This is a genomic window from Egicoccus halophilus (assembly GCF_004300825.1).
Lineage (GTDB): Bacteria > Actinomycetota > Nitriliruptoria > Nitriliruptorales > Nitriliruptoraceae > Egicoccus > Egicoccus halophilus.
Genome location: NZ_CP036250.1, coordinates 2,899,936 through 2,922,500, shown reverse-complemented (window position 1 = coordinate 2,922,500; position 22,565 = coordinate 2,899,936). Strand labels below are relative to the sequence as shown.

Here is a 22,565-nt window from a genome sequence, read left to right as displayed (position 1 = left end):
GGTGTGACGGCGTGCCTTTTGAAGAATGAGCCTACGAGTTAGCCGTCGCTGGCGAGGTTAACCTGTTGAGGGGAAGCCGAAGCGAAAGCGAGTCTGAATAGGGCGTGTAGTCGGCGGCGCTAGACCCGAAACCAAGTGATCTATCCATGGGCAGGGTGAAGCGAGGGTAAGACCTCGTGGAGGCCCGAACCGTTGTAGGTTGAAAACTGCTCGGATGACCTGTGGATAGGGGTGAAAGGCCAATCAAACTTGGTGATAGCTGGTTCTCCCCGAAATGCATCTAGGTGCAGCGTCGTGTGTTTCTTGCCGGGGGTAGAGCACTGTTTGGGCTAGGGGGCCTAAAAGCTTACCGAACTCAGGCAAACTCCGAATACCGGCAAGTGAGAGCACGGCAGTGAGAATGCGGGGGATAAGCTCCGTATTCGAGAGGGAAACAACCCAGACCGCCAGCTAAGGTCCCGAAGTTCTGGCTAAGTGGCAAAGGATGTGAGAACGCAGAGACAACCAGGAGGTTGGCTTAGAAGCAGCCATCCTTGAAAGAGTGCGTAATAGCTCACTGGTCAAGTGTTCTTGCGCCGATAATGTAACGGGGCTAAGCCAGGCACCGAAGCTGCGGATCTCAACCATAGAAGCGAAAGCTGGTTGGGGTGGTAGGGGAGCGTCGACACGAGAGTGAAGCTGCGGGGTAACCCAGTGGTGGATTCGTGTCGAGTGAGAATGTAGGCATGAGTAGCGAAAGGGGAGGGAGGAACTCCCCCGCCGATTGACCAAGGGTTCCTGGGGAAGGTTCATCCGCCCAGGGTAAGTCGGGACCTAAGGCGAGGCCGAGAGGCGTAGCCGATGGACAACCGGTTGATATTCCGGTACCACCTTCACCGCGTCTATACCGAACGTTTCATGCTAACCGTGTCTACGGACACGGGACCCTGGGGCTAGTAGGTCACCGATGGCGTGACGGAGAAGGCTAGGTGGACCCGGGCGTTGGTAGTCCCGGGACAAGCGTGTAGGCCGTGGGCCAGGGAAATCCGGACCACATACAGGCTGAGACGTGATGTCGACACTTTGTGGAAGCCATTGATGCCATGCTCCCGAGAAAAGCGTCTAGGGAGTTGTGAGGGTGCCCGTACCCCAAACCGACACAGGTGGTCAGGTAGAGAATACCGAGGCGATCGAGTGAACTCTGGTTAAGGAACTCGGCAAATTGGCCCCGTAACTTCGGGATAAGGGGCGCCTTGGATGGTTACCTCTCTTGCAGAGGGAAGCTGTTCGAGGCCGCAGTGACCAGGCCCAAGCGACTGTTTACCAAAAACACAGGAGCGTGCGAACACGTAAGTGGATGTATACGCTCTGACGCCTGCCCGGTGCTGGAACGTTAAGCGGAGAGGTTAGACGCAAGTCGAAGCTTCGAAGCCAAGCGCCAGTAAACGGCGGCCGTAACTATAACGGTCCTAAGGTAGCGAAATTCCTTGTCGGGTAAGTTCCGACCTGCACGAATGGCGTAACGACTTGGGCACTGTCTCAACCAGAGACTCGGCGAAATTGCATTGCGAGTAAAGATGCTCGCTACGCGCAGCAGGACGGAAAGACCCCGGGACCTTTACTGTAGCTTGGTATTGGAGCTTGGTACGTCACGTGCAGGATAGGTGGGAGGCTGTGAAGCTGGCACGCTAGTGCTGGTGGAGCCAACCTTGGAATACCACCCTTGACGTGCTGAGTTCCTAACCTCGGTCCGTGATCCGGATCAGGGACAGTGCCTGGCGGGCAGTTTAACTGGGGCGGTTGCCTCCCAAAAGGTAACGGAGGCGCCCAAAGGTTCCCTCAGACCGGTCGGCAATCGGTCGTTGAGTGTAAAGGCACAAGGGAGCTTGACTGCGAGACAGACATGTCGAGCAGGGTCGAAAGACGGGCTTAGTGATCCGACGGTGGAGTGTGGAATCGCCGTCGCTCAACGGATAAAAGGTACCCCGGGGATAACAGGCTGATCCTGCCCAAGAGTCCATATCGACGGCAGGGTTTGGCACCTCGATGTCGGCTCATCGCATCCTGGGGCTGGAGCAGGTCCCAAGGGTCGGGCTGTTCGCCCGTTAAAGCGGTACGCGAGCTGGGTTCAGAACGTCGTGAGACAGTTCGGTCCCTATCCGCTGCGCGCGTTGGTGATTTGACAGGAGCTGCCCCTAGTACGAGAGGACCGGGGTGGACGCACCTCTCGTGTGCCGGTTGTTCCGCCAGGAGCATGGCCGGTTAGCGACGTGCGGTGTGGATAAGCGCTGAAGGCATCTAAGCGCGAAGCCCACCTGGAGATGAGATCACCCACCCCTTCGAGGGGGTAAGGGCCCCAGTAGACGACTGGGTCGATAGGCCGGAAGTGGAAGCCAGGCAACTGGTGCAGCTGACCGGTACTAATAGCCCGAGGACTTGCCGTACCGCTCGCGCTCGCTATCCACTTCAACCACCACAGACTTCCAGCCTTCGGGCTGGTCCAGTCTCCCGTGGCCCTAGCGGAGGGGACACACCCGGCAACATTCCGAACCCGGAAGTTAAGCCCTCCAGCGCCGATGGTACTGCCGGGGAAACCCGGTGGGAGAGTAGGTCGCCGCGGGAACCATCCAACGTCGAGGCCGCCCCAACCGGGGCGGCCTCGACGCATTCCACCACCCACCCATCCAGACCGGCCACCCACCCGGCCACACCGGCCACCCACCCGCCGGTTGGCCCGGTTGGCGTGGGGTTCTTTGGGTTTTTGGGTGTGGAGGTTCGTCTGCCCGGGCCGCACGCCGGGAACGCCGTTCGGAGCCGAACGATTTCGCCTAGGCTGGGCGGATCGCCGGCTCGACGAGGGCCGGCACCGTCGGAGCCCGGGAGGGTGCGCCATGGTGCGCGGAGCACTCGAACAGCTGGCTCGCGAAGACAGGTTCGGTGCATGAGCGCCGCCGGTGGGCTCCAGGCCCGTGTCGCCGCTGACCTCGACGGGTTCGCGTTCGTGCCGGTCGGCCCCGACCGTGCTCTGGTCAGCGTCGGGGGCACGCCACGCTGCTGGTGGGAGCAGCACGGCGAACGCCGGCGCCTGCTGCGCCTCGAGACCAGTCGCTTCGTGCTCGACGGGCCGTGCACCGACGCGCAGGGCCGGCTGCGCCTGCAACACACCGGATCGGTGCGTCGGACCGGACTGCGTCTTCGTGTCGAGGGGCCCGACCGCCACCGCGCGCAGGAGATCGGCGATCGCCTCCTCGCCGACGGCGAACTGGCCCGGGCGAGCCTGCCGCTCGACTTCACCGCGTTCACGGTGTCCCCAGGGGGCGGACGCTGGCGGGTCGCGATCGAGCTGATGGGGGGCTCGTTCGTTCGGACCACGTTGCCGCCGAGCAGCAGCTACGTGCGGCTGGCAGCCGACCAGGTGGCGGCGTTGATGGCTACCGTCGGCGTCCTGCACCGCCGCTTGCCGGTCGACCCGGACACCTTCGACCTCGACCGGCCCGGTCCCGACCCGACCCTGGGCAGGGACCGGCGCACGGCGACCGACCACCACCTGCCCCGGAGGATGGCGTGACCCAGGCAACCCCCGACTGGCACCAGCTCGCGACGCAGTGGCGTCCCCGCTCCCAGGCCGTCATCGACGGCGAGCTCGTCGACGCGGTCGACGGTGGCACGTTCCCGGCCACGAGCCCCCGTGACGGCACCACTCTGGTGGAGGTGGCGGCCGCGCAGCGTGCCGACGTCGACCGGGCCGTCGCCGGCGCCCGACGCGCCTTCGAGAGCGGTGTGTGGTCGCGCACCGCTCCCGCGCAGCGCCGGCGCGTCCTGCTCCGCCTGGCGGAGCTCGTCGAGGCCAATGCCGACGAGCTCGCGCTCACGGTCGCGCTCGAGATGGGCAAGCCCATCCGCGACGCCCGCGACATCGAGGTCCCCGCGCTCGTCAAGACCCTGACCTGGTACGCCGAGCTGGCCGACAAGCTGCTCGACGAACTGCCGCAGACAGGACCTGATGCGCTGGCGATGATCACCCGCGAGCCGGTCGGTGTCGTCGGTGCCATCGTGCCCTGGAACTTCCCGCTGACGATGGCGGGCTGGAAGCTCGGTCCGGCGCTGGCGGTCGGCAACTCGGTGGTGCTCAAGCCGGCGGAGCAGTCGCCGCTCTCGGCGCTGCGCCTGGGCGAGCTGGCGCTGGAGGCCGGCCTGCCCGACGGCGTGCTCAACGTCGTGCCCGGCCTCGGACCCGACGCCGGTCAGGCGCTGGGCCGCCACGACGACGTCGACGTGCTCGCGTTCACCGGGTCGGGCGAGGTCGGCCGCGAGTTGCTGCGCTACGCCGCGGACTCCAACCTCAAGCGGGTCTACCTCGAACTCGGCGGCAAGACGCCCAACGTCGTGTTCTCCGACGCCCCCGACCTGGCGCAGGCCGCCGCCACCGCCGCCTGGGGCATCACCTTCAACCAGGGCGAGATGTGCACCGCCGCGTCCCGCCTGCTGGTGCAGCGGGACGTCCACGACGAGTTCGTCGAGCAGGTGATCGAGGCCATCGACCAGCGGCAGGTGGGTGATCCGCTCGATGAGGGCACCCAGATCGGCCCGGTCGTCGACGGCGAACAGCTCCAGCGGGTCCTGGGCTACGTCGACGTCGGTCGCGACGAGGGTGCCGAGCTGCGGGCCGGGGGCGCCCGCACCCTGCAGGACACCGGCGGCACGTTCGTGGAACCGACCGTCTTCACCGGCGTGCGACCGGACATGCGCATCGCACAGGAGGAGATCTTCGGTCCGGTCCTCAGCGTGCTGCCGTTCGAGGACGTCGACGATGCCGTGCGCATCGCCAACGGAACCGTCTACGGCCTGGCCGCCTCGGTCTGGACGCGGGACCTGGCCACCGCCCACACCGCGGCGCGGGCGATCCGCGCCGGGACCGTGTGGGTCAACTGCTTCGAGGAGGGCGACCTCAGCGTGCCCTTCGGCGGCATGAAGCAGTCGGGCACCGGACGCGACAAGTCGTTGCACGCGATCGACAAGTTCGTCGACCTCAAGACCACGTGGATCGCTCTCTGAGCCCGCGGTCGCCGGCGACCTGGGCGCTGGTCGTACTGCTCGCCGCCCAGGCCGCCGTCGCGACCGCCACGGTCGTCGTGGCCGGGCTCGTCGCGTCCGACGACGGTGGTGGCAACGCCGCAACGCTCGACCCGACCGCACTCGGCGTGCTGAGTGTCGGGATCGGCCTGCTCGTGGGACTGGTCGCGCTGCTGGTCGCCTCGCTGGTCGGTCTGCTGCGCGGGCGTGCCTGGGCGGCCACCACCGCCGGGCTCGTCCAGGCGGTGCTCGTCGTCGGTGCAGCGGTCGGCCTGCTCTCGCTGGGCTGGCAGCCACCGCTGGCCGTACTGCTGCTCCTCGGTGGGCTCGGGCTGCTGCTGCTCGCCGGTCGCGCCCGTGAACGCCGTGGCTGACCCGCGGCGGTCCCGCCTGCCCGGCCGAACGGCCCGGCTCGACTAGGATGTCCGGTCGAGGTCCACGGGAGGTTGCCTCGGATGGTCTCACCCACCCGCTTGGAACGCGCCACCCACACCGTCTCCGCCGACCGCGCCGAACTCCGGGTCGAGGCGGGGATGGTCTGCATCTCCAAGCAGGGAGTCACCCGGCACGAGCCGGAGGAGATCCGCCTTCCGCTCGACCGGATCCGCGGTGCCGACCTCGAGAAGCCGTCCCGCGGACGCCCCGGTTACCTGCACGTCGCGGCCGTCGGCGGCACGCCCCGCCCGAACTCGACGCTGGCGGCGTCGGCCGACCCGTACACGGTCCCGATCACCGCACGCAACCTCGGCTCGGCCCGACGGTTCGTGCGGCTGGTCGCCGAGCACGTCCGGGCCCGTGGCCTGCCCTCCGAGCCGGGGCCTCCCGTCGGCCGCTCGACCAGCGTGCACGTGAGTACCCCGTCGACATCGGCGGCGCCGGCCGCCACGCGGACCGTCACGCCGGCGCCGCCGGTCCCGCCGCCGGGCGCCGACGCCTGATCCGCGGGACGGTCGCTCGCTCGGTGGTCGCTCGCTCGGTTGGTCACCGGGCGGTCAGTCGCCGGGCAGCAGGAACGGTCGGTGGACCACCTCGTCCAGGATCAGCGAGGTCAGGGTGCTGCGGGCGCCGGTGAGTCGACGGATCTCCTCGAGCAGGAACCCGCGCAGCTGCTCGAAGTCCGCCACGCGTACGAGCAGCAGGACGTCGGTCTCACCGGTCATGAGAGCGGCGTACTCCACGTGCGGCAGTGCCTGCACGCCTTCGCGCACCGTCTGCCAGGGCAGCGTCGCCCCCGGTCCGGCCGAGAGCAGGACCACGGCCGCCACCCCGAGGCCGAGCCGTCGACTGTCGACCACCGGTGCGAACCCGCGCAACACCCCTGCCTCGCGCAGGCGCTCGAGACGCTGATGGACGGCGGAGCGGGAGAGCTGCAGGCGCTCGGCCAGCGCCGTCACCGACGCGCGCCCGTCATCACGCAGCAGCGCCAGCAATTCGATGTCGGCGTCGTCCACAGGGAGCGACATCTGTCTCCTTCGGATGCAGTACGACGAACATTCTGTCGCAAGTGTGCCCTGCCGTGCGACGAATCGTCGTCACGGGACGATCGGTCGTGAACGGCGTGCGCCCCGTGTCTACGCTCGTGCGGTCCCAGGTTCGCGTGCGTCAGCGGTGAGGTCGACCGATGGGTGAGGGCGAGTATCCAGGTGCCGGTCCGGCCGCGGAGCGCGCCGGGACGCCCCCCGCCGAGACGGTCCCCGTGGCGGCCGGGTTGCCCCTCGACCCGTCACCGGCCCAGGCCGAGGCACTGCTGGAGCGGGCCGCCACGCTCGTCGCCGCCCTGTTCGACGGCGTCGGGGAGCGGCCCGTCGAGGGCGATGCTCCCGACCCCGAGCTGATCGCCGGTCTGCTCGCCGACCGGCCCGGCGCACCGGTGCACACCGACGACGCGCTCGCGACGCTGATGCGGGCCGTCGCACAGGGGCACGAGAGCCGCACCGGCGGCCACCTCGCCTACATCCCCGGCAGCGGCCTGTTGACCGCGTCGCTGGGCGAACTGCTCGCCAGCGCCTCGAACCGCTACACCGGCCTGCAGGCGCCCTCGCCCGGTGCGGTCGCGCTCGAAGCCGGCGTCCTGGGGTGGTTGTGCGAGCTGTTCGGCATGCCCGACGGCGCGCAGGCGGTGCTGCTCTCGGGCGGATCGATGGCCAACCTGACGGCGCTCGTCGCCGCGCGGGAACGTCAGGCGCCCGGGGAACCGCACCGGGCCACCGTCTACGTCGGCGAGCAGGCGCACGCGTCGGTGCGCAAGGCGGCCCGCACCATCGGCATCCTGCCCGAGCACGTCCGGGTGTGCCCGTCCGCGGACGGCATGCGACTCGACGTGGAGGCGATCCGGGTCCTGATCAAGCAGGACCGTGCCGACGGGTTGGTCCCCACGGCCGTCGTGGCCGCCGCGGGGACGACCAACACCGGGGCGGTCGACTGCCTGCCGGCACTGGCCGACCTCGCCGCGGAGCTCGGCGTCTGGCTGCACGTCGACGGGGCGTACGGCGGCTTCTTCCAGTTGACCGAGCGCGGTCGTGCGCGCCTGGAAGGCATCGAACGGGCCGACTCGATCACGCTCGACCCGCACAAGTCGTTGTTCCTGCCGTTCGGCACCGGCGCGCTGGTCGTGCGCGAGCGTTCGTCGCTGACGGAGGCGTTCGGCGAGGACGCCGACTACCTGCGTGACCTGCCCGACCCCGCGCAGCTGCCCGACCTCGCCGAACTGACCCCGGAGCTGACCCGCGAGTGGCGCGGTGCGAAACTGTGGCTGCCACTCAAGCTCCACGGGCTCGCGCCCTTCGTCGACGCCCTCGACGCCGACCTCGACCTCGCCGCCGAGGCCCACGACGCGTTGGCCGCCATGCCCGGCGTGACCACCTGTGGCGCGCCGGACCTGTCGATCGTGGGCTTCCGGGTCCCCGGCGACGACGCCGCGCAGGACGCCGCGCTCGCGCACGTCAACGCCGAGGGCCGTGTCCGGCTGTCGAGCACCAACCTCGAGGGGCAGGTGGTGCTGCGCCTCGCCGTGCTCTCGCACCGCACCCGCCGGCACCACGTCGAGTACGTGCTCGACCGGGTCCGCGAGGTCGTGACCGGCGCCTAGTCGACCGACGAGCCGACGTCGACGGGCAGCCCGGCCACGCGTGCGAGGAACGCGTCGACGAGCGTGGCCACGTCGCGGCGGCACCGCGCGAGATGTCGATCGGCGTCCGTCACCAGCGCCTCGAGGTCCCCGCCGGTCGCACGGCGCAGGTCCGCGGCGGCGCCCTCGCCACCGAGCTCGAGCCAGCTCGCCAGGATCCTGCTGTCGACCTCCGGGTGGAACTGCAGGCCGAGATTGCGCCGCAGGCGGAACGCCTGGGGGCCGACGGCGTTGCGGGCCACCTCGACCCCGCCGGTCGGGACGGTGAAGACGTCCGAGTGCCACTGCATCCAGGGTCCGGACGGCACCAGCTGGGGGTCGTCGGTGTCCAGCGAGCCGAAGCCGATCTCGGGTCGCGGTGCGGCGCGGACCGTCCCGCCGTGCGCGGCCGCCAGCGCCTGACCGCCGAAGCAGATCCCGAGCACCGGGACGCCGTCGCGGTCCGCTTCGCGCAACAGCTCGAGCTCCCGCTCGATCCAGGTGCCGACGGTCTGCTGGTCGTACAGCGACCAGATGGCCCCGAGCGGCACCACCAGGTCGAACTCGCGGGCGGCGGGGTAGGGACCGAGGTAGGTCCCGTCGCTGATGGATCGACCGATCGGCAGGACCTCGAGGTCGAAGCCGCGTCTGCGCAGGTGCTCGCCGACGAGCCCGGGTTGCGCCGCAGGGTCGTGCTGGATGAACAGGGCCCGCATCTCGACTCCCTCGCCGGGGCGCGCAGTCTAACTGTTCGGTCCCGAACGGTTCTGCTACCGTCGTTCTCGGGACGGTGCCCGTCGCAGGGCGACGGGTGCCACGAGAGGGAGGACGCGCGCGTGACGGTGCCGACCATGACCGCCGGGGCCAGTCAGGTGCTCGGCGACCGGTGGCTCGACATCACCGACCCCGACGTCTACCGCGCGGGAGTCCCGCACGGCACCTTCGACCGGCTGCGCCGTGAGGACCCGATCAGCTGGTGGGAGGAACGCGACGGCAGCGGGTTCTGGGCCGTCACGCGCTACCGCGACGTGATCGACCTCAACCGGGACTTCAAGACCTTCACCTCCACCCAGGGCATCCGCCTCGAGGAGATGGACACCGAGGAGCTCGAGGCGCGCAAGACGCTCATGGAGCTCGACCCCCCCGAGCACACGCGGCTGCGCCGGCTCGTGCAGGGCGGGTTCACCCGACGCATGGTCGCCAGCTACGAGGACGCGATCCGGGCGCTGGCCACCGAACTGCTCGACGAGGTGCTGCCGCGCGGGCGCTTCGACTTCACCGTCGACGTGGCCCGGCAGCTGCCGCTGCGCATGCTCGGGCGTCTGCTCGGCGCGCCCGCGGAGGACTACGACTGGCTGGTCGCGCACGGCGACGCCATGATCGGCAACTCCGACCCGGAGTTCACCGCCCACGTCGTCGACCAGACCGACACCGAGGCGTTTCGGCTGATGCCGTTCCGCAGCCCGTCCGGGGTCGAGCTGTTCGAGTACGCCCAGCGCCTGGCCGACGCCCGTCGTGCGGCGCCGACCGGCGACGTCGTCAGCCAGATGCTGGCGCCGACCATGGACGGCGAACCGCTCACGGACCTCGAGTTCAACAACTTCTTCACCCTCATGGTCGCTGCCGGCAACGACACCACCCGCTACTCGCTGGCCGCCGGACTGCTGGCCCTGCTCGACCACCCCGAGCAGCTCGCCCAGCTGCAGGCGCGGCCGGAGCTGATGCCGACGGCGGTCGAGGAGATGCTGCGGTGGTCGTCGGTCACCATGCACTTCCGGCGGACCGCCACCCGCGACGTCGAGGTCCACGGGCGCACGATCCGCGCCGGGGACAAGGTCGTGCTGTGGTGGATCGCGGGTGACTTCGACGACGCCCAGTTCGACGAGCCGTTCCGCTTCGACATCACCCGTGACCCCAACGACCACCTCGCGTTCGGTCGGGGCGGACCGCACCGCTGCATCGGTGAGTGGCTGGCACGGCTCGAGATGCGGGTGACGATGGAGGAACTGCTGCCGCGGTTGGCCGACGTCCGGGTCGCCGGGCCCGTCGAACGGCTGCGGTCCAACTTCATCAGCGGTATCAAGCACCTGCCCGTCGAGGTCGCGGTGCGCTGAGTCGGCAGAGGTCGGTCGAGGCGTCGCCCGCGCGGCGCAACGAAGGTGGTGCGGCCGGGGGAGGGCCGTGCCACGACGATGGAGAGAGGGCAGCATGGACACCTACGAGCGCATCCGCGTGCTGTGGCCGGACCACCTCGGTCTGGCCCGAGGCAAGTACCTGCCGATCCGCTACGCCGACAGGGGCGCGTTCCACTGCTTGTCGCTGTTCGCGCTCGGCTACGACCGGGAGATGACCCCGGCGCCGGGCACGCGCATGCTCGAGGGGCTGCCCGACCTGCATGCCACCTTCGACATCGAGCAGGTGCGCCGGGGCTGGGAGCCCAACACCGGGGTCGCCGTCGCTGACATCTGGTTCCGCGGTGAGCCCGTCGAGATGTCCTCCCGACACGCGCTCAGGCGGGCGGTCGAGGCGTGGGAGGAACTGGGCTACACCGCCAAGGTCGGCATCGAACTCGAGGCCTTCGTCCTGCAGCCCGACGGTCAGGGCGGCTGGGAGCCGTGGGAGACCCCCGGCGGCTACGTCTACGGCACGGGCACCTGCGTCGACCCGATCGGTCTGCTCGACGAGATCATGCGCGAGGCCGCCGAGGCGGACCTGCCCATCGAGTCGATCAACTCCGAGTACGACATCCCCCAGTTCGAGCTGACCCTGCACTACGACGACGCGCTCAAGGCCTGCGACGACGCGTTCCTGTTCAAGGTGCTGGCGCGCGAGGTGGCCAGTCGCCACGGCCTGCTGCTCACCTTCCTCGGCAAGCCGCTCGGCGACCGGGGCGGGTCGGGCCTGCACGTCAACGTCTCGTTCTCGGACGTCAACGGCCACAACGCGCTCAACGACGAGACCGCCGAGGACGGCCTGTCCAAGCTCGCCCACCAGGCCATCGCCGGCATGTCGGCCCACCACCGCGGCATGACGGCCCTGCTGGCGCCCACCGTCAACGCCTACAAGCGGCTGCGTCCCGGACAGATGTCGGGCTACTGGAACAACTGGGGCTACGACCACCGCGGCACGACCGTGCGCATCTCGCCCGAACGCGGGCCGGGACTGCGGCTCGAGCACCGCATGGCCGACGGCGCCGCCAACCTCCACCTCGCGGCTGCGGCCGTCCTGCAGTCGGCCCGCCTCGGCGTCGAGAACGACCTCACACCGCCACCGGCCGAGACCAAGGACTGTCTGACCGAGACCGACGCGACCGAGCACTGCCCGGACTCGCTGCGCCTCGCCCTCGACGCCCTCGAGCACGACACCGTGTTCGTCGACGCGCTCGGTCCCGGCCTCGTCGAGCACTTCGTCGCCATCAAGCGCGCCGAGTGGGAACGGTTCGCGTCGGCCGTCACCGACTGGGAACTGCGCGAGTACCTGCCCTTCCACTGACTTCCCCGATCCCGGGTCCCCCGTCTCGACGCTGCGCTCCTCGTTGCCCCCAGGCAGTCCGCGCGTCGTACGGTGGCGGAGGCCCCGCCCGGAGCAGGTCAGGCCATCACCGCATCGCAACTGGAGGACGTCGTGAGTGACCAGCGGGTCGAGGTCAACGGCTACGAGGTGTCGACGCAGCACTACGTCGGTGGACGTCGCGTCGGCAGCGAGGGCACCTTCGAGGTGCGCTCGCCGCTGGACTGGGACTGGAAGCTCGCCGACGTCGCCCGCGGCGACGAGCAGACGGCCCGCGACGCGGTGAGCGCCGCCGAGCAGGCCTTCCCGGCCTGGGCGGCGCTCTCGCCCGAGGAACGGGCCGACCACCTGCACCGGCTCGCCGACGTCATCGACGCCAACGTCGAGCGCGTCGCCGCGGTCGAGACGGTCGACATGGCGATGCGCCTGCAGAGCCTGCGCGAACGGCTCGTGCACCGCGGGGCGGAGAACTTCCGCAACTACGCCGACCTCGCCGCAGGGCACGAGGAGCGCGTCTGGTCGTCCAAGGGCACCGAGAACCGGGTGATCCGCATGCCCGCGGGTCCCGCGGTCATCATCACCCCGTGGAACGCGCCCTGGATGCTGTCGACCTGGAAGCTGGCGCCCGCGCTCGCCGCCGGCAACACCGTCGTGCTCAAGCCCGCCGAGTGGTCACCGTTGTCCGCCTCGATCCTCGCCGACCTCGCCGAGCAGGCCGAACTCCCGCCGGGCGTGCTCAACGTCGTGCAGGGCATCGGCGAGGAGGTCGGTGCAGCCCTCGTTGCCGACCCGCGGGTCCGGCGCATCTCGTTCACCGGCTCGCCCGAGGCCGCCCGTCACATCGGACGCGCGGCCGCCGAGAACATCGTGCCCTTCACGGCCGAACTCGGGGGCAAGGGCCCGCTGATCGTGTTCGAGGACGCCGATCTCGACGCCGCCGCGAAGAAGGCGGCGTGGCAGTACGACGACTCGGGTCAGGTGTGCCTGGCCGGGACCCGCCTGCTGGTGCACGAGTCGCTCCGCGACGCCTTCCTCGAACGGTTCCACGCCCATGCCGACACCCACGTGCTCGGTGACAGTCGGGCCGACGACACCACCATCACGCCGATGATCCACCCCGACCACCTCGCACGCGTCGACGGCTTCGTGCAGCGTGCCCGCGAGGCCGGCGACACGATCGTGCGCGGAGGCGCCGTCCACGCCGGGGGCGGGCTGTTCTACGAGCCGACGCTGATCGAGCCGGCCTCCAACGACGCGGAGATCGTCCAGCGCGAGGTCTTCGGTCCCGTGCTCACCTTCCAGACCTTCGCCGACGAGTCCGAGGCGGTACGGCTGGCCAACTCCACTCCCTACGGACTGTCGGGCATCGTCTACACCACCTCGCGTGAGCGCGCCGAACGCGTCGGGCGCGCGGTGCGGGCCGGCACCGTGTGGGTCAACACCTTCCTGGTGCGCGACCTCACCGCCCCGTTCGGTGGCTGCGGCATCTCGGGCATCGGCCGCGAGGGCGGCGACTTCGCGCTCGAGTTCCAGGCCGATCTCCAGACCCTGCAGATCCTGGACGACTCGACCGACTGAGTCCGGTCCCGGTCCCGGTCCCGGCCTCGGCGTCGACGCCGACGGGAGGTCGTTGTGCGAGACTCCCGCGTCGTTCACCGAACCGGGATCGAACGTGTCACCACAGACCACCGGACAGACCCCGCCCGCCCCAGAGGTCGCGACGGGCCCGCTCGGGCGGAACTACCTCAAGCTGTGGACCGCGTCGACCGTCTCGAACCTCGGTGACGGCATCGACAACGCGGCCCTGCCGCTGCTCGCCGAGGCGCTGACCCGCGATCCGCTGCTGTTCGCCGGGGTGGCGACGGCGAACCGTCTGCCATGGCTGCTGTTCAGCCTCCATGCCGGGGCGATCGCCGACCGGGTCGACCGCCGCAAGCTCATGGTGGTGTCCAACGCGATCCGCTTCGTGCTGATGGGCGCGTTGGGCCTGGCCGTGCTGACCGACACCGCCTCGATCTGGCTGCTGTACCTCGTCGCGCTGGGGCTCGGGACCTTCGAGGTGTTGTTCGACAACGCCGCGCAGGCGCTGATGCCGGCCGTCGTGTCGCGGGAGCAACTGGAGAAGGCGAACGGGCGGCTGTTCGCCGGGGAGATCGTCACCAACCAGTTCGCCGGTCCGCCACTGGGAGCGCTGCTGTTCGGCGTCGCGGCGTCGCTGCCGATCCTGCTCGACGCCGGCACGTTCCTGGTGTCCGCCACGTTGATCGCGATGATGAGCGGCGACTTCCACCGCCGCCGCCGTGCCGTCCCGCCCCGTCCGGTCGCCGGCGCCGGTGTGACCGACGGGGACCCCGTCGCGTCCCCGACGGAACTCGCGCCGGGCGCGGACCCGAGCCTCCCCCTCGACGCCCGGACCGACGCGGACGCCGGGACGAGGGAGGGACCCTCGGCGTCCGACGTCGCGCCCGGGCCGGTGGAGGCCAGCGCATCGCCGAGGATGCGCACGGAGATCGCCGAGGGGCTGCGCTGGCTGTGGCAGCACCGGTTGCTGCGCACGCTCGCGATCCTGCTGGCGGCGATGAACGGCACCGGCGCGTTCGGCGCGGCCATCCTGGCGCTGTACGCCGTGGGTGAGGGATCGGTGCTCGGTCTCGACGCGTTCGGCTGGGGGTTGCTGCTGACCGCCGGCGCCGCCGGCTCCTTCGCCGCCAGTTTCGTGGCGGAGCGGGTCGTGGCACGCTTCGGCCGGTCCCGTGCCCTGTGGATGACGCTCCTGTCCGCGGTCGTCGTCCCGTTGGGGATCGGCCTGACCTCGCGCGTGGGCGTGGTGGTCGCGGCCCAGGTGCTGTACGGGTTCGCCGCGGTGCTGTGGAACGTGATCACCGTCTCGCTGCGCCAGTCCATCATCCCCGACGACCTGCTCGGCCGGGTCAACAGCGTCTACCGCTTCCTCGGTTGGGGGGCGATCCCGGTCGGCTCACTGCTCGGCGGGGTGATCGCGAGCGGCCTGGGGCTGCGGGCGCCGTGGATCGCGGCCGCCGTGGTCATGGCGATCGCGTTGCTCGCCGCGGTGGGCACCATCAACGACCGCACCATCGACGCCGCCCGCGCTGCCACCACCTGACCCGTACCGCGCGGACTCGCCCCCGGACGTGCACCACCTCCCCCGGGAGCACGCATCGACACGCCCTACGTCCGGCACCCGCGCCGCGGCGGCGAGGACCGGCGGCGAACCGACTCAGTACCGGCGTGGGACGAACCGCTGGTGTTCGATCGGCGGGCGGTCGACGTTCGGGGCGGGCGGTCGGGGTGGGAGCTCGATGCGTTCGGGCGTGACGTCGGTGTAGGGGAACTGGTCGAGCAGGTGGGCGATGCAGTTGAGTCGTGCGTGACGCTTGACCTCGGCGTCGATGACCCACCACGGGGAGTCGTCGGTGTCGGTGTGGGCGAACATGTCGTCCTTCGCGCGCGAGTACTCCTCCCATCGTTCCCACGACGCGAGGTCCATCGGGGACAGCTTCCACCGCTTGGTGGGGTCCTCGGCGCGGGCCCGGAAGCGTCGCTCCTGCTCCTCGTCGCTGACGGAGAACCAGTACTTGACCAGTTGGATGCCGGCGCGCTGCAGCAGGCGCTCGAACTCGGGGACCGAGCGGAAGAACTCGGCGACCTCGTCCTCGGTGGCGAAGCCCATGACGCGCTCGACACCGGCGCGGTTGTACCAGGAGCGGTCGAACAGGACGAGCTCGCCCGCCGCGGGCAGCTGCTCGACGTAGCGCTGGAAGTACCACTGGGTCTTCTGCCGGTCACTGGGAACACCCAGCGCGACGGTGCGCACGACCCGGGGGTTGGTCTTGGAGGTGATGCGTTCGATCGCCCCGCCCTTGCCGGCGGCGTCGCGACCTTCGAACAGCACGACGGCGCGGTGGCCGGTGTCCTTGATCCACTGCTGGAGTTTGACCAGCTCGACCTGGAGCCGGGAGAGCTCGCGTTCATAGACCTTCTTGCGCAGCTTGCCGTCCCGGTAGTCCTCAGGCGCTGGTCGCCGCTCGTCGTCCGAAGTCGTCACCGGGATCCTCCTGATCGCTGTGGGTGGGGGCCAGGGGTTCGAGCAGTCCGGCCACGACGTGGGGGTGACCGTGGTGGGTGCCGTGCCCGGCACCCCGGACGACCTCGAGGCGCACGTCGCGGGTCAGGTCGCGCAGTTCCTCGACCCAGGGTTGGGTGACCATGGGGTCGCGCTCACCCCGGACGATCAGCACCGGTTGGCGCACGAGCGGTAGCCGCTGGTCGATGCGGTGGCGCAGCGCCGCACGCATGTACTTGAGCGCGGCGCTGCGGTTGGTCAGCGCGCTGTCGGTGAGCACGGTCGCGATCAGCGAGGGGCGCTCGCGGAAGGCGTCGGCGAGCAGCAGTGCGGCCTGGCGGAAGAACCCGTGACGGTGCCGGTCGACGGTGGGACCGATGAGCACGAGACGTTCGACGAGTTCGGGGTGGCGGATCGCGACGTCGGTGACGACCTGACACCCCATCGAGTTGCCGACGAGCGTGGTGGGGTGGCGGCGGGTCGTGCGTAGCCAGTCGGCCAGGACGTCGGCGAGTCCGGCCACGTCGGTGGGGATGTCGTCGGCCGAGCTCGACCCGATGCCGGGGAGTTCCACGGCGGCGGCGGGGACGGTCCCGTCGAGGGCCTGCAGCAGCGGACGGAAGTACCGGCTGGTGGTGCCCGATCCGTGGACGAGCACGAGCGGAGGTCGTCCGGGTCGGCTGGCGTCGGTGGTCTCGCGGGAGTGCAGCACCCGGTGGCCGACGACGGTCCAGCGTCGGATCAACACGTTGGCTCCTGCCACCGCGGCCGGTGGGGGCGCGTCGTCGCCGGATGCGTGCGCCGCAGGGGGCGGCCCCGTTGCGGCGCGACGTCGTCAGTCCCGGCGGGGGGCGCGGATGCCGCGGTACTCCCAGTCTCCACCCAGAGCGGTCGAGCGCACCTCCTCGGACTCGGTCGGTTGGGCGCCGACGTCCTCACGGATGGCCGTCGGGCCAGCGACGATCCGGTTGCGCAGTGTTCCGAGCCCCTCGACCTCGACCTCGACGACGTCGCCGGGTCCGACCGGGCGGGAGTTGGCGGGCGTGCCGGACAGGATCACGTCGCCGGGTTCGAGACTGATGGTGCGGGCGAGGTCGGCCACGAGGTAGGCCATGTCCCACTCCATCTCGGCGGTGTTGCCGTCCTGGCGGACCTCGCCGTTGACCAGCGTGCGGATGCGCATGCCGTCGCGCGGGTCCCAGTGGTCGGCCGAGACGAGACCCGGGCCGAGCGGGCAGAGCGTGTCGGAGCCCTTGACCCGCAGCATCGACCCGGCGTCGGTGTCGCGGAAGTCGTGCAGGCCGTAGTCGTTGGCGACCGTGTAGCCGGCGATGGCGTCCCAGGCCTGGGCCTGGGTCACGTTGCGGGTGTGGCGGCCGATGACGATCCCGATCTCGCCCTCGTAGTTGAGCCACTGGCAGCGTTCGGGGCGCACGATCGCGCCCTCGTGGGCGTTGAGGGCCGACACCGGCTTGGAGAAGTAGGTCGGCGCGGCAGGCAGGGTGGTGCCGAACTCCTCCACGCGCGAGCGGTAGTTGAGGTGCACGCACAGGATCTTGCCCGGGACCACCGGCGGCAGGTGCAGCGCGTCGTCGATCGCGACGCGCCGACCGTCACCGGCGACCAGGTCGTCGCCGTCGCGAACGGCCGTGACCGCAGCGCCCTCCAGCAGGATCCGGCGGGTCTCCATTGGTGTCTCGCTCTCCCTCGACGGCACGCGCGTCCGAACGTTCGGCGCCGAACGGTAGTCGCTGAGCGGCCGTCGGGCTGTCGCATCGTCCACGCGGTGCGGCGGGGACCCGACGAGGTACCCGCGGGTCCGGGCGCGCGCCCTGGGCCGAGGCGGTGTACGGCGCAGTGGCGGTCGGCCCCGTGCTTCGGTTATCGTTCGGAGCCGAACGGTTCTTCGTTCGTGGCACGCACCGGGAGCGTGAGGGAGCACTCGTGGCCGAGTTGCAGGGTTTCGTCTTTCCGCGGACCGCGACCGGCAGGTCGTCGATCCTGCCGGCACCGCCGTGGCACTACAGCGGTGAGTTGCTGACCATCGAGTACCGCACCGATCCCGACCGGGTGGTCGAGCTGCTGCCCGACCCGATCGAGCCGGCCGACGACCCCGGCGCGGTGGCGCTGGTGTGGGCCGACTGGCAGTCGTGCTCGGACTCGTTCGACGAGCTGCTCGACCCGGTGCGCTCGCAGTATCGCGAGGTCTTCTTCGTCATCCGGGGCCGCCACCAGGGTGAGCACTACTCCCGGTGCGCCTACATCTGGGTCGACTCGGACTTCTCGATGGTGCGTGGCCACTACCAGGGCTATCCGAAGAAACTCGGCTCCATCCACATGACCCGCCCGGTGGCGTACGGCAAGGCCGGACCGCGGCTGGAGTCCGGTGGCCGGTTCGGCGCGACGCTGGCCGCCTACGACCGGCGGCTGGCGGAGGCCCGGTTCACCATCACCGGAACGACCGAGACCGGCGGGTTCGTCAACAGCCACGCGATGCTGCACAGCCGCTTCCTGCCGGCGATCGAGGGCGCCGACGCCCCGCCCTCGCTCCACGAACTGGTCACGATGAAGACCGTGGCCGTCGAAGCCGGCCCGATCTACACCGGGAACGCGGAGCTGACGTTGTTCGACGTGCCCGGCGAGGAGTTCGGACTGCTGCAGCCGCGCGAGATCCTCGGTGCCTACTACCGCCAGGTGGGCGCCACGTTCGCCGGCGGCACCACCGTCCACCGTTACCAGGACTGACGTCAAGGAGACCGTGCCATGGGTGAGATCGTCGGAGCGGGCCTGATCTCGCACGCCCCCACCATCATGTTCGACGAGCCGACGCGGCGGGAGCTCAACGAGGGCAAGGAGATCTCGCTGGTCCCCGGCCTCGTGCGGCTGCGCGACGAGGTGCTCGACGCGTTGCGGCCGGACACGATCGTGGTGCTCGACACCCACTGGTTCACCACCGTCGAGCACGTGGTGTCCGCGCACGACCACCGCGAGGGCAAGATGACCTCGTCGGAGCTGCCGCGCGGCATGTGCCAGGTGCCCTACGCCTACGACGGCGACCCCGATCTCGCCCGGCTGATCGAGAAGCACGGCAACGAGCACGGCACGCCGACGACGGCGATCGACGACCCCTACCTGCCGGTCTACTACGCGACCGTCAACCTCGTGCACTACCTGCACCGGGGCGAGAAGTTCGTGTCGGTCTCGATCGTGCAGACCGGGGACGACGACGACTTCCTCACGCTCGGCAAGGCGATCGGCGACGCGGTCGCCGCCAGCGACCGTCGGGTGGTGGTGCTCGCCAGCGGCGGGATGAGCCACACCTTCCACCGCCTGAAGGCGCTGCCCGACCACGAGGCCAGCGACCCGAAGCACATCGTCACGCCCGAGGCGCGGGCGGCCGACGAGGAGCGCGTCGCCTGGATGGAGGCGGGCGACCACGCCCGGGTGATCGACGGCATGGACGCCTACCACCCCCACAGTCCCGAGGGCGGCTTCGGGCACTACCTCGCGATGGCGGCGGCCATCGGCGGTCGCGACTGCACCGCCCCCGGTCGTCGGTTCTCCGACTACGAGAACGCGACCGGCACCGGTCAGGTCCACGTCTGGTTCGACCGCCCCGAGGGTGGCTGGACCGCCTGAGGGCGTCGCGGTCCGGGCCGTCTGCGCCATCCGGCGCGGTCCCGGGCACCGTCCTTGGCCACCTGCACGATGCCGAACGCCGACCGGACCGGTTGGCTGCGGGCGGGCGGCCGAACCGGCACGTCCCGCCAGCCGGCGGGACGCGGACCCCTCGTGTTCCGGGAGCACGCCATGGACTCGCATCTGGCCGACGTCTGGTTCGAGCTGACCGACCTGCAGGTCGTCAGCGGCTCGGGCGCGACGATCACCACCGTCGACGGCGTCGACCACCTCGACCTCACCTCCGGGATCGGGGTGGCCAACACCGGCCACTGTCATCCGGCGGTCGTCGAGGCGGTCCGGGAGCAGGCGGGCCGGTTCCTGCACGCCCAGGTCAACTGTTACCGGCACGACCGGCTCGAGCCGCTCGCGGCGCGGCTGGCCGAGGTCACGCCGGCTGGCATCGAGCAGTTCTTCTTCGCCAACTCCGGTGCGGAGGCCACCGAGGCGGCGGTCAAGCTGGCCAAGCAGGCGACCGGGAAGCCCAACGTGGTCGTGTTCCAGGGCAGCTTCCACGGCCGCTCGCACCTGACGATGGCCATGACGACCTCCAAGGCGGTCTACCGGGCCGGTCACGCGCCGCTGCCGTCGGGGGTGCTGGTGGCGCCGTTCCCGTACACGTTCGTGACCGGTGAGGACCTCGACACCTCGGTGGCCCGCTGTCTGCGCGAGTTCGACCTGTTGCTCACGACGCAGACCGCCCCGTCGGAGGTCGCCGCGGTCGTGATCGAGCCGGTGCTCGGCGAGGGTGGCTACGTCCCCGCGCCGCGGGCGTTCCTCGAGGGCCTGGCGGAACGCTGCCGGGCGCACGGGATCCTGTTCGTCGCCGACGAGGTGCAGACCGGCTTCGGTCGGACCGGTGCGCTGTTCGCGATCGAGCACACCGACGTGCAGCCCGACGTGCTCGTGATGGCCAAGGGCATCGCGTCGGGGTTCCCGATGTCCGCCATCGGCGCGTCGGCCGAGCTGATGGCGCGTTGGCCGGTCGGGTCCCACGGCGGCACCTACGGCGGCAACCCGATGGGCTGCGCGGCCGCGCTGGCCACCATCGACGTGCTGAGCGGCCCCGGTTTCCTCGACGACGTGCGTGCCCGTGGCCGGCAGTTCCTCGACGGGCTCGAGCAGCTGCGCGGGCGGCATGCCGCCATCGCCGAGAACCGTGGCGTCGGTCTGATGCTCGCGACCGAGATCGTCGACGCCGGGGGGCGGCCGGACCCGGTGCGCACGGCTGCGCTGCTGTCGCACCTGTTGCGCGAGGAGCGGGTGGTCGTGATGAGCTGTGGACCGTTCGGCAGCACCGTCCGGTGGATCCCGCCGCTGGTGGTCAGCGAGGATCAGGTCGCCGATGCGCTGGCGGCGTTCGACCGGGCGCTGACCGCCACCACCGACGTGGAGGACTCCGCATGAGCCAGACCCCCGTCCGCATCGACGGCGAGGCCGTCACCGCCGAGCAGGGCATGCAGATCCGTGCGCCCTACGACGGGCAACTGCTCGGCGAGGTCCCCGCCTGCACGGCCGAGCACGTCGACCGCGCCGTGGCGGCGGCCAGGCGGGCGCTACGGGAGGACCGGCTGCCGGCCTGGCGGCGTGCGGAGATCCTCGACCGTGCCGCGGAGCTGCTCGCCGACGACGAGGTCGCCGACGACCTCGCCCGCACCATCGCGCTCGAGGCGGCCAAGCCGATCACCACGGCCCGCGTCGAGGTGACCCGTGCGGTGTCGACGTTCCGGTTCGCCGCCGCCACCTGTCGCACCGTCTCGGGCGAGGTGCTGCCGCTCGACGCCTCGGAGGCCGGCGAGGGACGGCTCGGGTTCGGTCTGCGGGTCCCGATCGGGGTCGTGGGTGCCATCACGCCGTTCAACTTCCCGCTCAACCTCGTCGCCCACAAGCTCGCCCCGGCCATCGCCGCCGGTTGCCCGGTGGTGCTCAAGCCGGCCCACCAGACCCCGCTGACCGGGATCAAGCTCGCCGAGCTGCTGCTCGCCCGTTGCGGTCTGCCGGCCTCGTGGCTGCACGTGGTGACCGGCTCGGGCTCGGAGGTCGGCGCGGAGCTCGTCGAGCATCCCGACGTCGCGATGATCACCTTCACCGGCTCGCCCGGGGTGGGCTGGGGCATCCGGCAGGCCGCCCCGCGCAAGAAGGTCTCGCTCGAGCTCGGCAACAACTCGCCGGTCATCGTCCAGCCCGACGCGGACTGGGCGGCGGCGGCGAAGAAGATCGCGGCCGCGGGCAACACCCACGCGGGCCAGTCGTGCATCTCGGCCCAGCGGGTGTTCGTGCATGCCGACGTCGCCGCGGACTTCGTGCGCACGCTGGTCGAGGCGGTCGAGGCGCTGGTGGTCGGCGACCCGCTCGACGACACCACGCAGGTGTCGGCGCTGATCGACCAGGACGCCCGCGACCGGGTGACGGGCTGGGTCGACGAGGCCGTCGAGGCCGGTGCCACGGTCGTCACCGGCGGCAAGGTCGACGACGCCGGGGTGCTGCGCCCCACCGTGCTCACCGACGTCACCGGCGACATGAAGGTCTGCGCCGAAGAGGTGTTCGGCCCGGTCCTCGCCGTCGCCACCTACGCCGACGTCGACGACGCGCTGCAGGCGGCCAACGACACCAGGTACGGCCTGCACGCCGGCATCTTCACCACCGACCTCGCGCTCGCGCGACGGGCGATCGAGGAGCTCGACTTCGGCGGGGTGGTGGTCAACGACGTGCCGACCTGGCGCGCCGACCAGATGCCCTACGGCGGCTCGCGCGACTCGGGCAACACGCGCGAGGGGCCGCTCTACAGCGTGCTGGAGATGACCGAGATCCGCTCCGCCATCCTGAGCTGATGGCGGACGTCGCCCGACGGCTCACCGTCCACGGCCGGGTACAGGGGGTGTTCTTCCGGGTCAGCACGCAGCGTCGAGCCCGCGGCGCGGGCGTGCGGGGCTGGGTCGCCAACCGGCCCGACGGCGCGGTCGAGGCCTGGCTCGAGGGTCCGCCCGACGCGGTCGACGCCATCGAGGCCTGGGTCCGTACCGGGGGGCCGCCGGCGGCCGAGGTCACCGAGGTCGAGGTCGAGCCGGTCGACCCGGCCGGTCTCGACGGTTTCGTCGTCCGTCGCTGAGCCACGGCCGGCCGGGGCGCCCGCGC

19 protein-coding genes and 2 rRNA genes (1 of these 21 running past the window's edge) are annotated in these 22,565 nt (G+C 70.5%); 16 read left to right on the top strand and 5 right to left on the bottom strand.

What is annotated here, in order from left to right:
• The 6 genes from ELR47_RS13245 to ELR47_RS13220 all read left to right on the top strand — a co-directional run.
• Positions 1–2,423, top strand: a 23S ribosomal RNA gene (locus ELR47_RS13245) (it extends 632 nt beyond the left edge of the window).
• 62 nt (positions 2,424–2,485) lie between these two features.
• A 5S ribosomal RNA gene (gene rrf, locus ELR47_RS13240) occupies positions 2,486–2,602 on the top strand.
• Positions 2,603–2,920: 318 nt separating this feature from the next.
• Positions 2,921–3,547, top strand: coding sequence for a DUF3156 family protein (locus tag ELR47_RS13235; RefSeq protein WP_130650326.1), 627 nt, complete (start codon positions 2,921–2,923; stop codon positions 3,545–3,547).
• Positions 3,544–5,034, top strand: a complete 1,491-nt coding sequence (locus tag ELR47_RS13230) for an aldehyde dehydrogenase (RefSeq protein WP_130650325.1) — start codon at positions 3,544–3,546, stop codon at positions 5,032–5,034. The genes ELR47_RS13235 and ELR47_RS13230 overlap by 4 nt, the downstream gene beginning before the upstream one ends.
• Positions 5,019–5,426, top strand: coding sequence for a hypothetical protein (locus tag ELR47_RS13225; RefSeq protein WP_130650324.1), 408 nt, complete (start codon positions 5,019–5,021; stop codon positions 5,424–5,426). Before ELR47_RS13230 ends, ELR47_RS13225 begins: the two co-directional genes overlap by 16 nt.
• Positions 5,427–5,507: 81 nt before the next feature.
• Positions 5,508–5,990, top strand: coding sequence for a hypothetical protein (locus ELR47_RS13220; protein ID WP_130650323.1), 483 nt, complete (start codon positions 5,508–5,510; stop codon positions 5,988–5,990).
• A 54-nt stretch (positions 5,991–6,044) separates the two neighbouring features.
• On the opposite strand, the gene ELR47_RS13215 is transcribed toward ELR47_RS13220, so the two are convergent.
• On the bottom strand, positions 6,045–6,515 hold the full coding sequence (locus ELR47_RS13215; protein ID WP_130650322.1) for an Lrp/AsnC family transcriptional regulator: 471 nt from the start codon (positions 6,513–6,515) through the stop codon (positions 6,045–6,047).
• A 158-nt stretch (positions 6,516–6,673) separates the two neighbouring features.
• Between ELR47_RS13215 and ELR47_RS13210 the strand changes: the two genes are divergently transcribed.
• A complete protein-coding gene (locus ELR47_RS13210) occupies positions 6,674–8,140 on the top strand; it encodes a pyridoxal phosphate-dependent decarboxylase family protein (protein ID WP_130650321.1) in 1,467 nt (488 codons plus the stop codon).
• Here ELR47_RS13210 and ELR47_RS13205 read toward each other — a convergent pair.
• Entirely contained in the window at positions 8,137–8,874 is a 738-nt protein-coding gene (locus ELR47_RS13205) for a type 1 glutamine amidotransferase (protein WP_130650320.1), read from the bottom strand. The genes ELR47_RS13210 and ELR47_RS13205 overlap by 4 nt on opposite strands.
• 120 nt (positions 8,875–8,994) lie before the next feature.
• Between ELR47_RS13205 and ELR47_RS13200 the strand changes: the two genes are divergently transcribed.
• From ELR47_RS13200 to ELR47_RS13185, 4 genes are all read left to right on the top strand, one after another.
• Complete coding sequence (locus ELR47_RS13200) at positions 8,995–10,272, top strand: cytochrome P450 (protein ID WP_205745247.1); 1,278 nt, start codon at positions 8,995–8,997, stop codon at positions 10,270–10,272.
• 94 nt (positions 10,273–10,366) lie between these two features.
• A complete protein-coding gene (locus ELR47_RS13195) occupies positions 10,367–11,650 on the top strand; it encodes a glutamine synthetase family protein (protein ID WP_130650319.1) in 1,284 nt (427 codons plus the stop codon).
• A 132-nt stretch (positions 11,651–11,782) separates the two neighbouring features.
• On the top strand, positions 11,783–13,246 hold the full coding sequence (locus ELR47_RS13190; protein ID WP_130650318.1) for an aldehyde dehydrogenase: 1,464 nt from the start codon (positions 11,783–11,785) through the stop codon (positions 13,244–13,246).
• 94 nt (positions 13,247–13,340) lie between these two features.
• On the top strand, positions 13,341–14,792 hold the full coding sequence (locus ELR47_RS13185; RefSeq protein WP_165404071.1) for an MFS transporter: 1,452 nt from the start codon (positions 13,341–13,343) through the stop codon (positions 14,790–14,792).
• Between the two features lie 114 nt (positions 14,793–14,906).
• On the opposite strand, the gene ppk2 is transcribed toward ELR47_RS13185, so the two are convergent.
• The 3 genes from ppk2 to ELR47_RS13170 form a co-directional block, all read right to left on the bottom strand.
• A complete protein-coding gene (gene ppk2 / locus ELR47_RS13180) occupies positions 14,907–15,734 on the bottom strand; it encodes a polyphosphate kinase 2 (protein ID WP_130650316.1) in 828 nt (275 codons plus the stop codon).
• The gene (locus ELR47_RS13175) at positions 15,697–16,500 is read right to left on the bottom strand and encodes an alpha/beta fold hydrolase (protein ID WP_165404070.1); all 804 of its coding nucleotides are present in this window, start codon (positions 16,498–16,500) and stop codon (positions 15,697–15,699) included. Before ELR47_RS13175 ends, ppk2 begins: the two co-directional genes overlap by 38 nt.
• Positions 16,501–16,587: 87 nt before the next feature.
• Positions 16,588–17,442: a fumarylacetoacetate hydrolase family protein gene (locus tag ELR47_RS13170; protein WP_130650314.1), complete on the bottom strand. Its 855-nt coding sequence runs from the start codon at positions 17,440–17,442 to the stop codon at positions 16,588–16,590.
• Positions 17,443–17,696: 254 nt separating this feature from the next.
• On the opposite strand from ELR47_RS13170, the gene ELR47_RS13165 reads away from it, so the two are divergent.
• From ELR47_RS13165 to ELR47_RS13145, 5 genes are all read left to right on the top strand, one after another.
• Positions 17,697–18,497 carry an acetoacetate decarboxylase family protein gene (locus ELR47_RS13165; RefSeq protein WP_130650313.1) on the top strand — a complete coding sequence of 267 codons (801 nt, stop codon included), beginning with the start codon at positions 17,697–17,699 and terminating at the stop codon, positions 18,495–18,497.
• 18 nt (positions 18,498–18,515) lie between these two features.
• Positions 18,516–19,391, top strand: a complete 876-nt coding sequence (locus ELR47_RS13160; protein WP_130650312.1) for a DODA-type extradiol aromatic ring-opening family dioxygenase — start codon at positions 18,516–18,518, stop codon at positions 19,389–19,391.
• A 171-nt stretch (positions 19,392–19,562) separates the two neighbouring features.
• Positions 19,563–20,837 (top strand): aspartate aminotransferase family protein, encoded by a 1,275-nt coding sequence (locus ELR47_RS13155; protein ID WP_130650311.1) that lies wholly within the window; start codon positions 19,563–19,565, stop codon positions 20,835–20,837.
• Entirely contained in the window at positions 20,834–22,261 is a 1,428-nt protein-coding gene (locus ELR47_RS13150) for an aldehyde dehydrogenase family protein (protein WP_130650310.1), read from the top strand. Before ELR47_RS13155 ends, ELR47_RS13150 begins: the two co-directional genes overlap by 4 nt.
• A complete protein-coding gene (locus ELR47_RS13145; protein WP_130650309.1) occupies positions 22,261–22,539 on the top strand; it encodes an acylphosphatase in 279 nt (92 codons plus the stop codon). Before ELR47_RS13150 ends, ELR47_RS13145 begins: the two co-directional genes overlap by 1 nt.
• Positions 22,540–22,565 lie beyond the last annotated feature (26 nt).

Bases quoted from the DNA above. Each gene is read 5' to 3' on its own strand.
- ELR47_RS13150 (WP_130650310.1), top strand. From the start codon at position 20,834: ATGAGCCAGACCCCCGTCCGCATCGACGGCGAGGCCGTCACCGCCGAG.
- ELR47_RS13205 (WP_130650320.1), bottom strand. From the start codon at position 8,874: ATGCGGGCCCTGTTCATCCAGCACGACCCTGCGGCGCAACCCGGGCTC.
- ELR47_RS13235 (WP_130650326.1), top strand. From the start codon at position 2,921: ATGAGCGCCGCCGGTGGGCTCCAGGCCCGTGTCGCCGCTGACCTCGAC.
- ELR47_RS13160 (WP_130650312.1), top strand. From the start codon at position 18,516: ATGGGTGAGATCGTCGGAGCGGGCCTGATCTCGCACGCCCCCACCATC.
- ELR47_RS13155 (WP_130650311.1), top strand. From the start codon at position 19,563: ATGGACTCGCATCTGGCCGACGTCTGGTTCGAGCTGACCGACCTGCAG.
- ELR47_RS13220 (WP_130650323.1), top strand. From the start codon at position 5,508: ATGGTCTCACCCACCCGCTTGGAACGCGCCACCCACACCGTCTCCGCC.
- ELR47_RS13215 (WP_130650322.1), bottom strand. From the start codon at position 6,515: ATGTCGCTCCCTGTGGACGACGCCGACATCGAATTGCTGGCGCTGCTG.
- ELR47_RS13210 (WP_130650321.1), top strand. From the start codon at position 6,674: ATGGGTGAGGGCGAGTATCCAGGTGCCGGTCCGGCCGCGGAGCGCGCC.
- ELR47_RS13170 (WP_130650314.1), bottom strand. From the start codon at position 17,442: ATGGAGACCCGCCGGATCCTGCTGGAGGGCGCTGCGGTCACGGCCGTT.
- ELR47_RS13195 (WP_130650319.1), top strand. From the start codon at position 10,367: ATGGACACCTACGAGCGCATCCGCGTGCTGTGGCCGGACCACCTCGGT.
- ELR47_RS13145 (WP_130650309.1), top strand. From the start codon at position 22,261: ATGGCGGACGTCGCCCGACGGCTCACCGTCCACGGCCGGGTACAGGGG.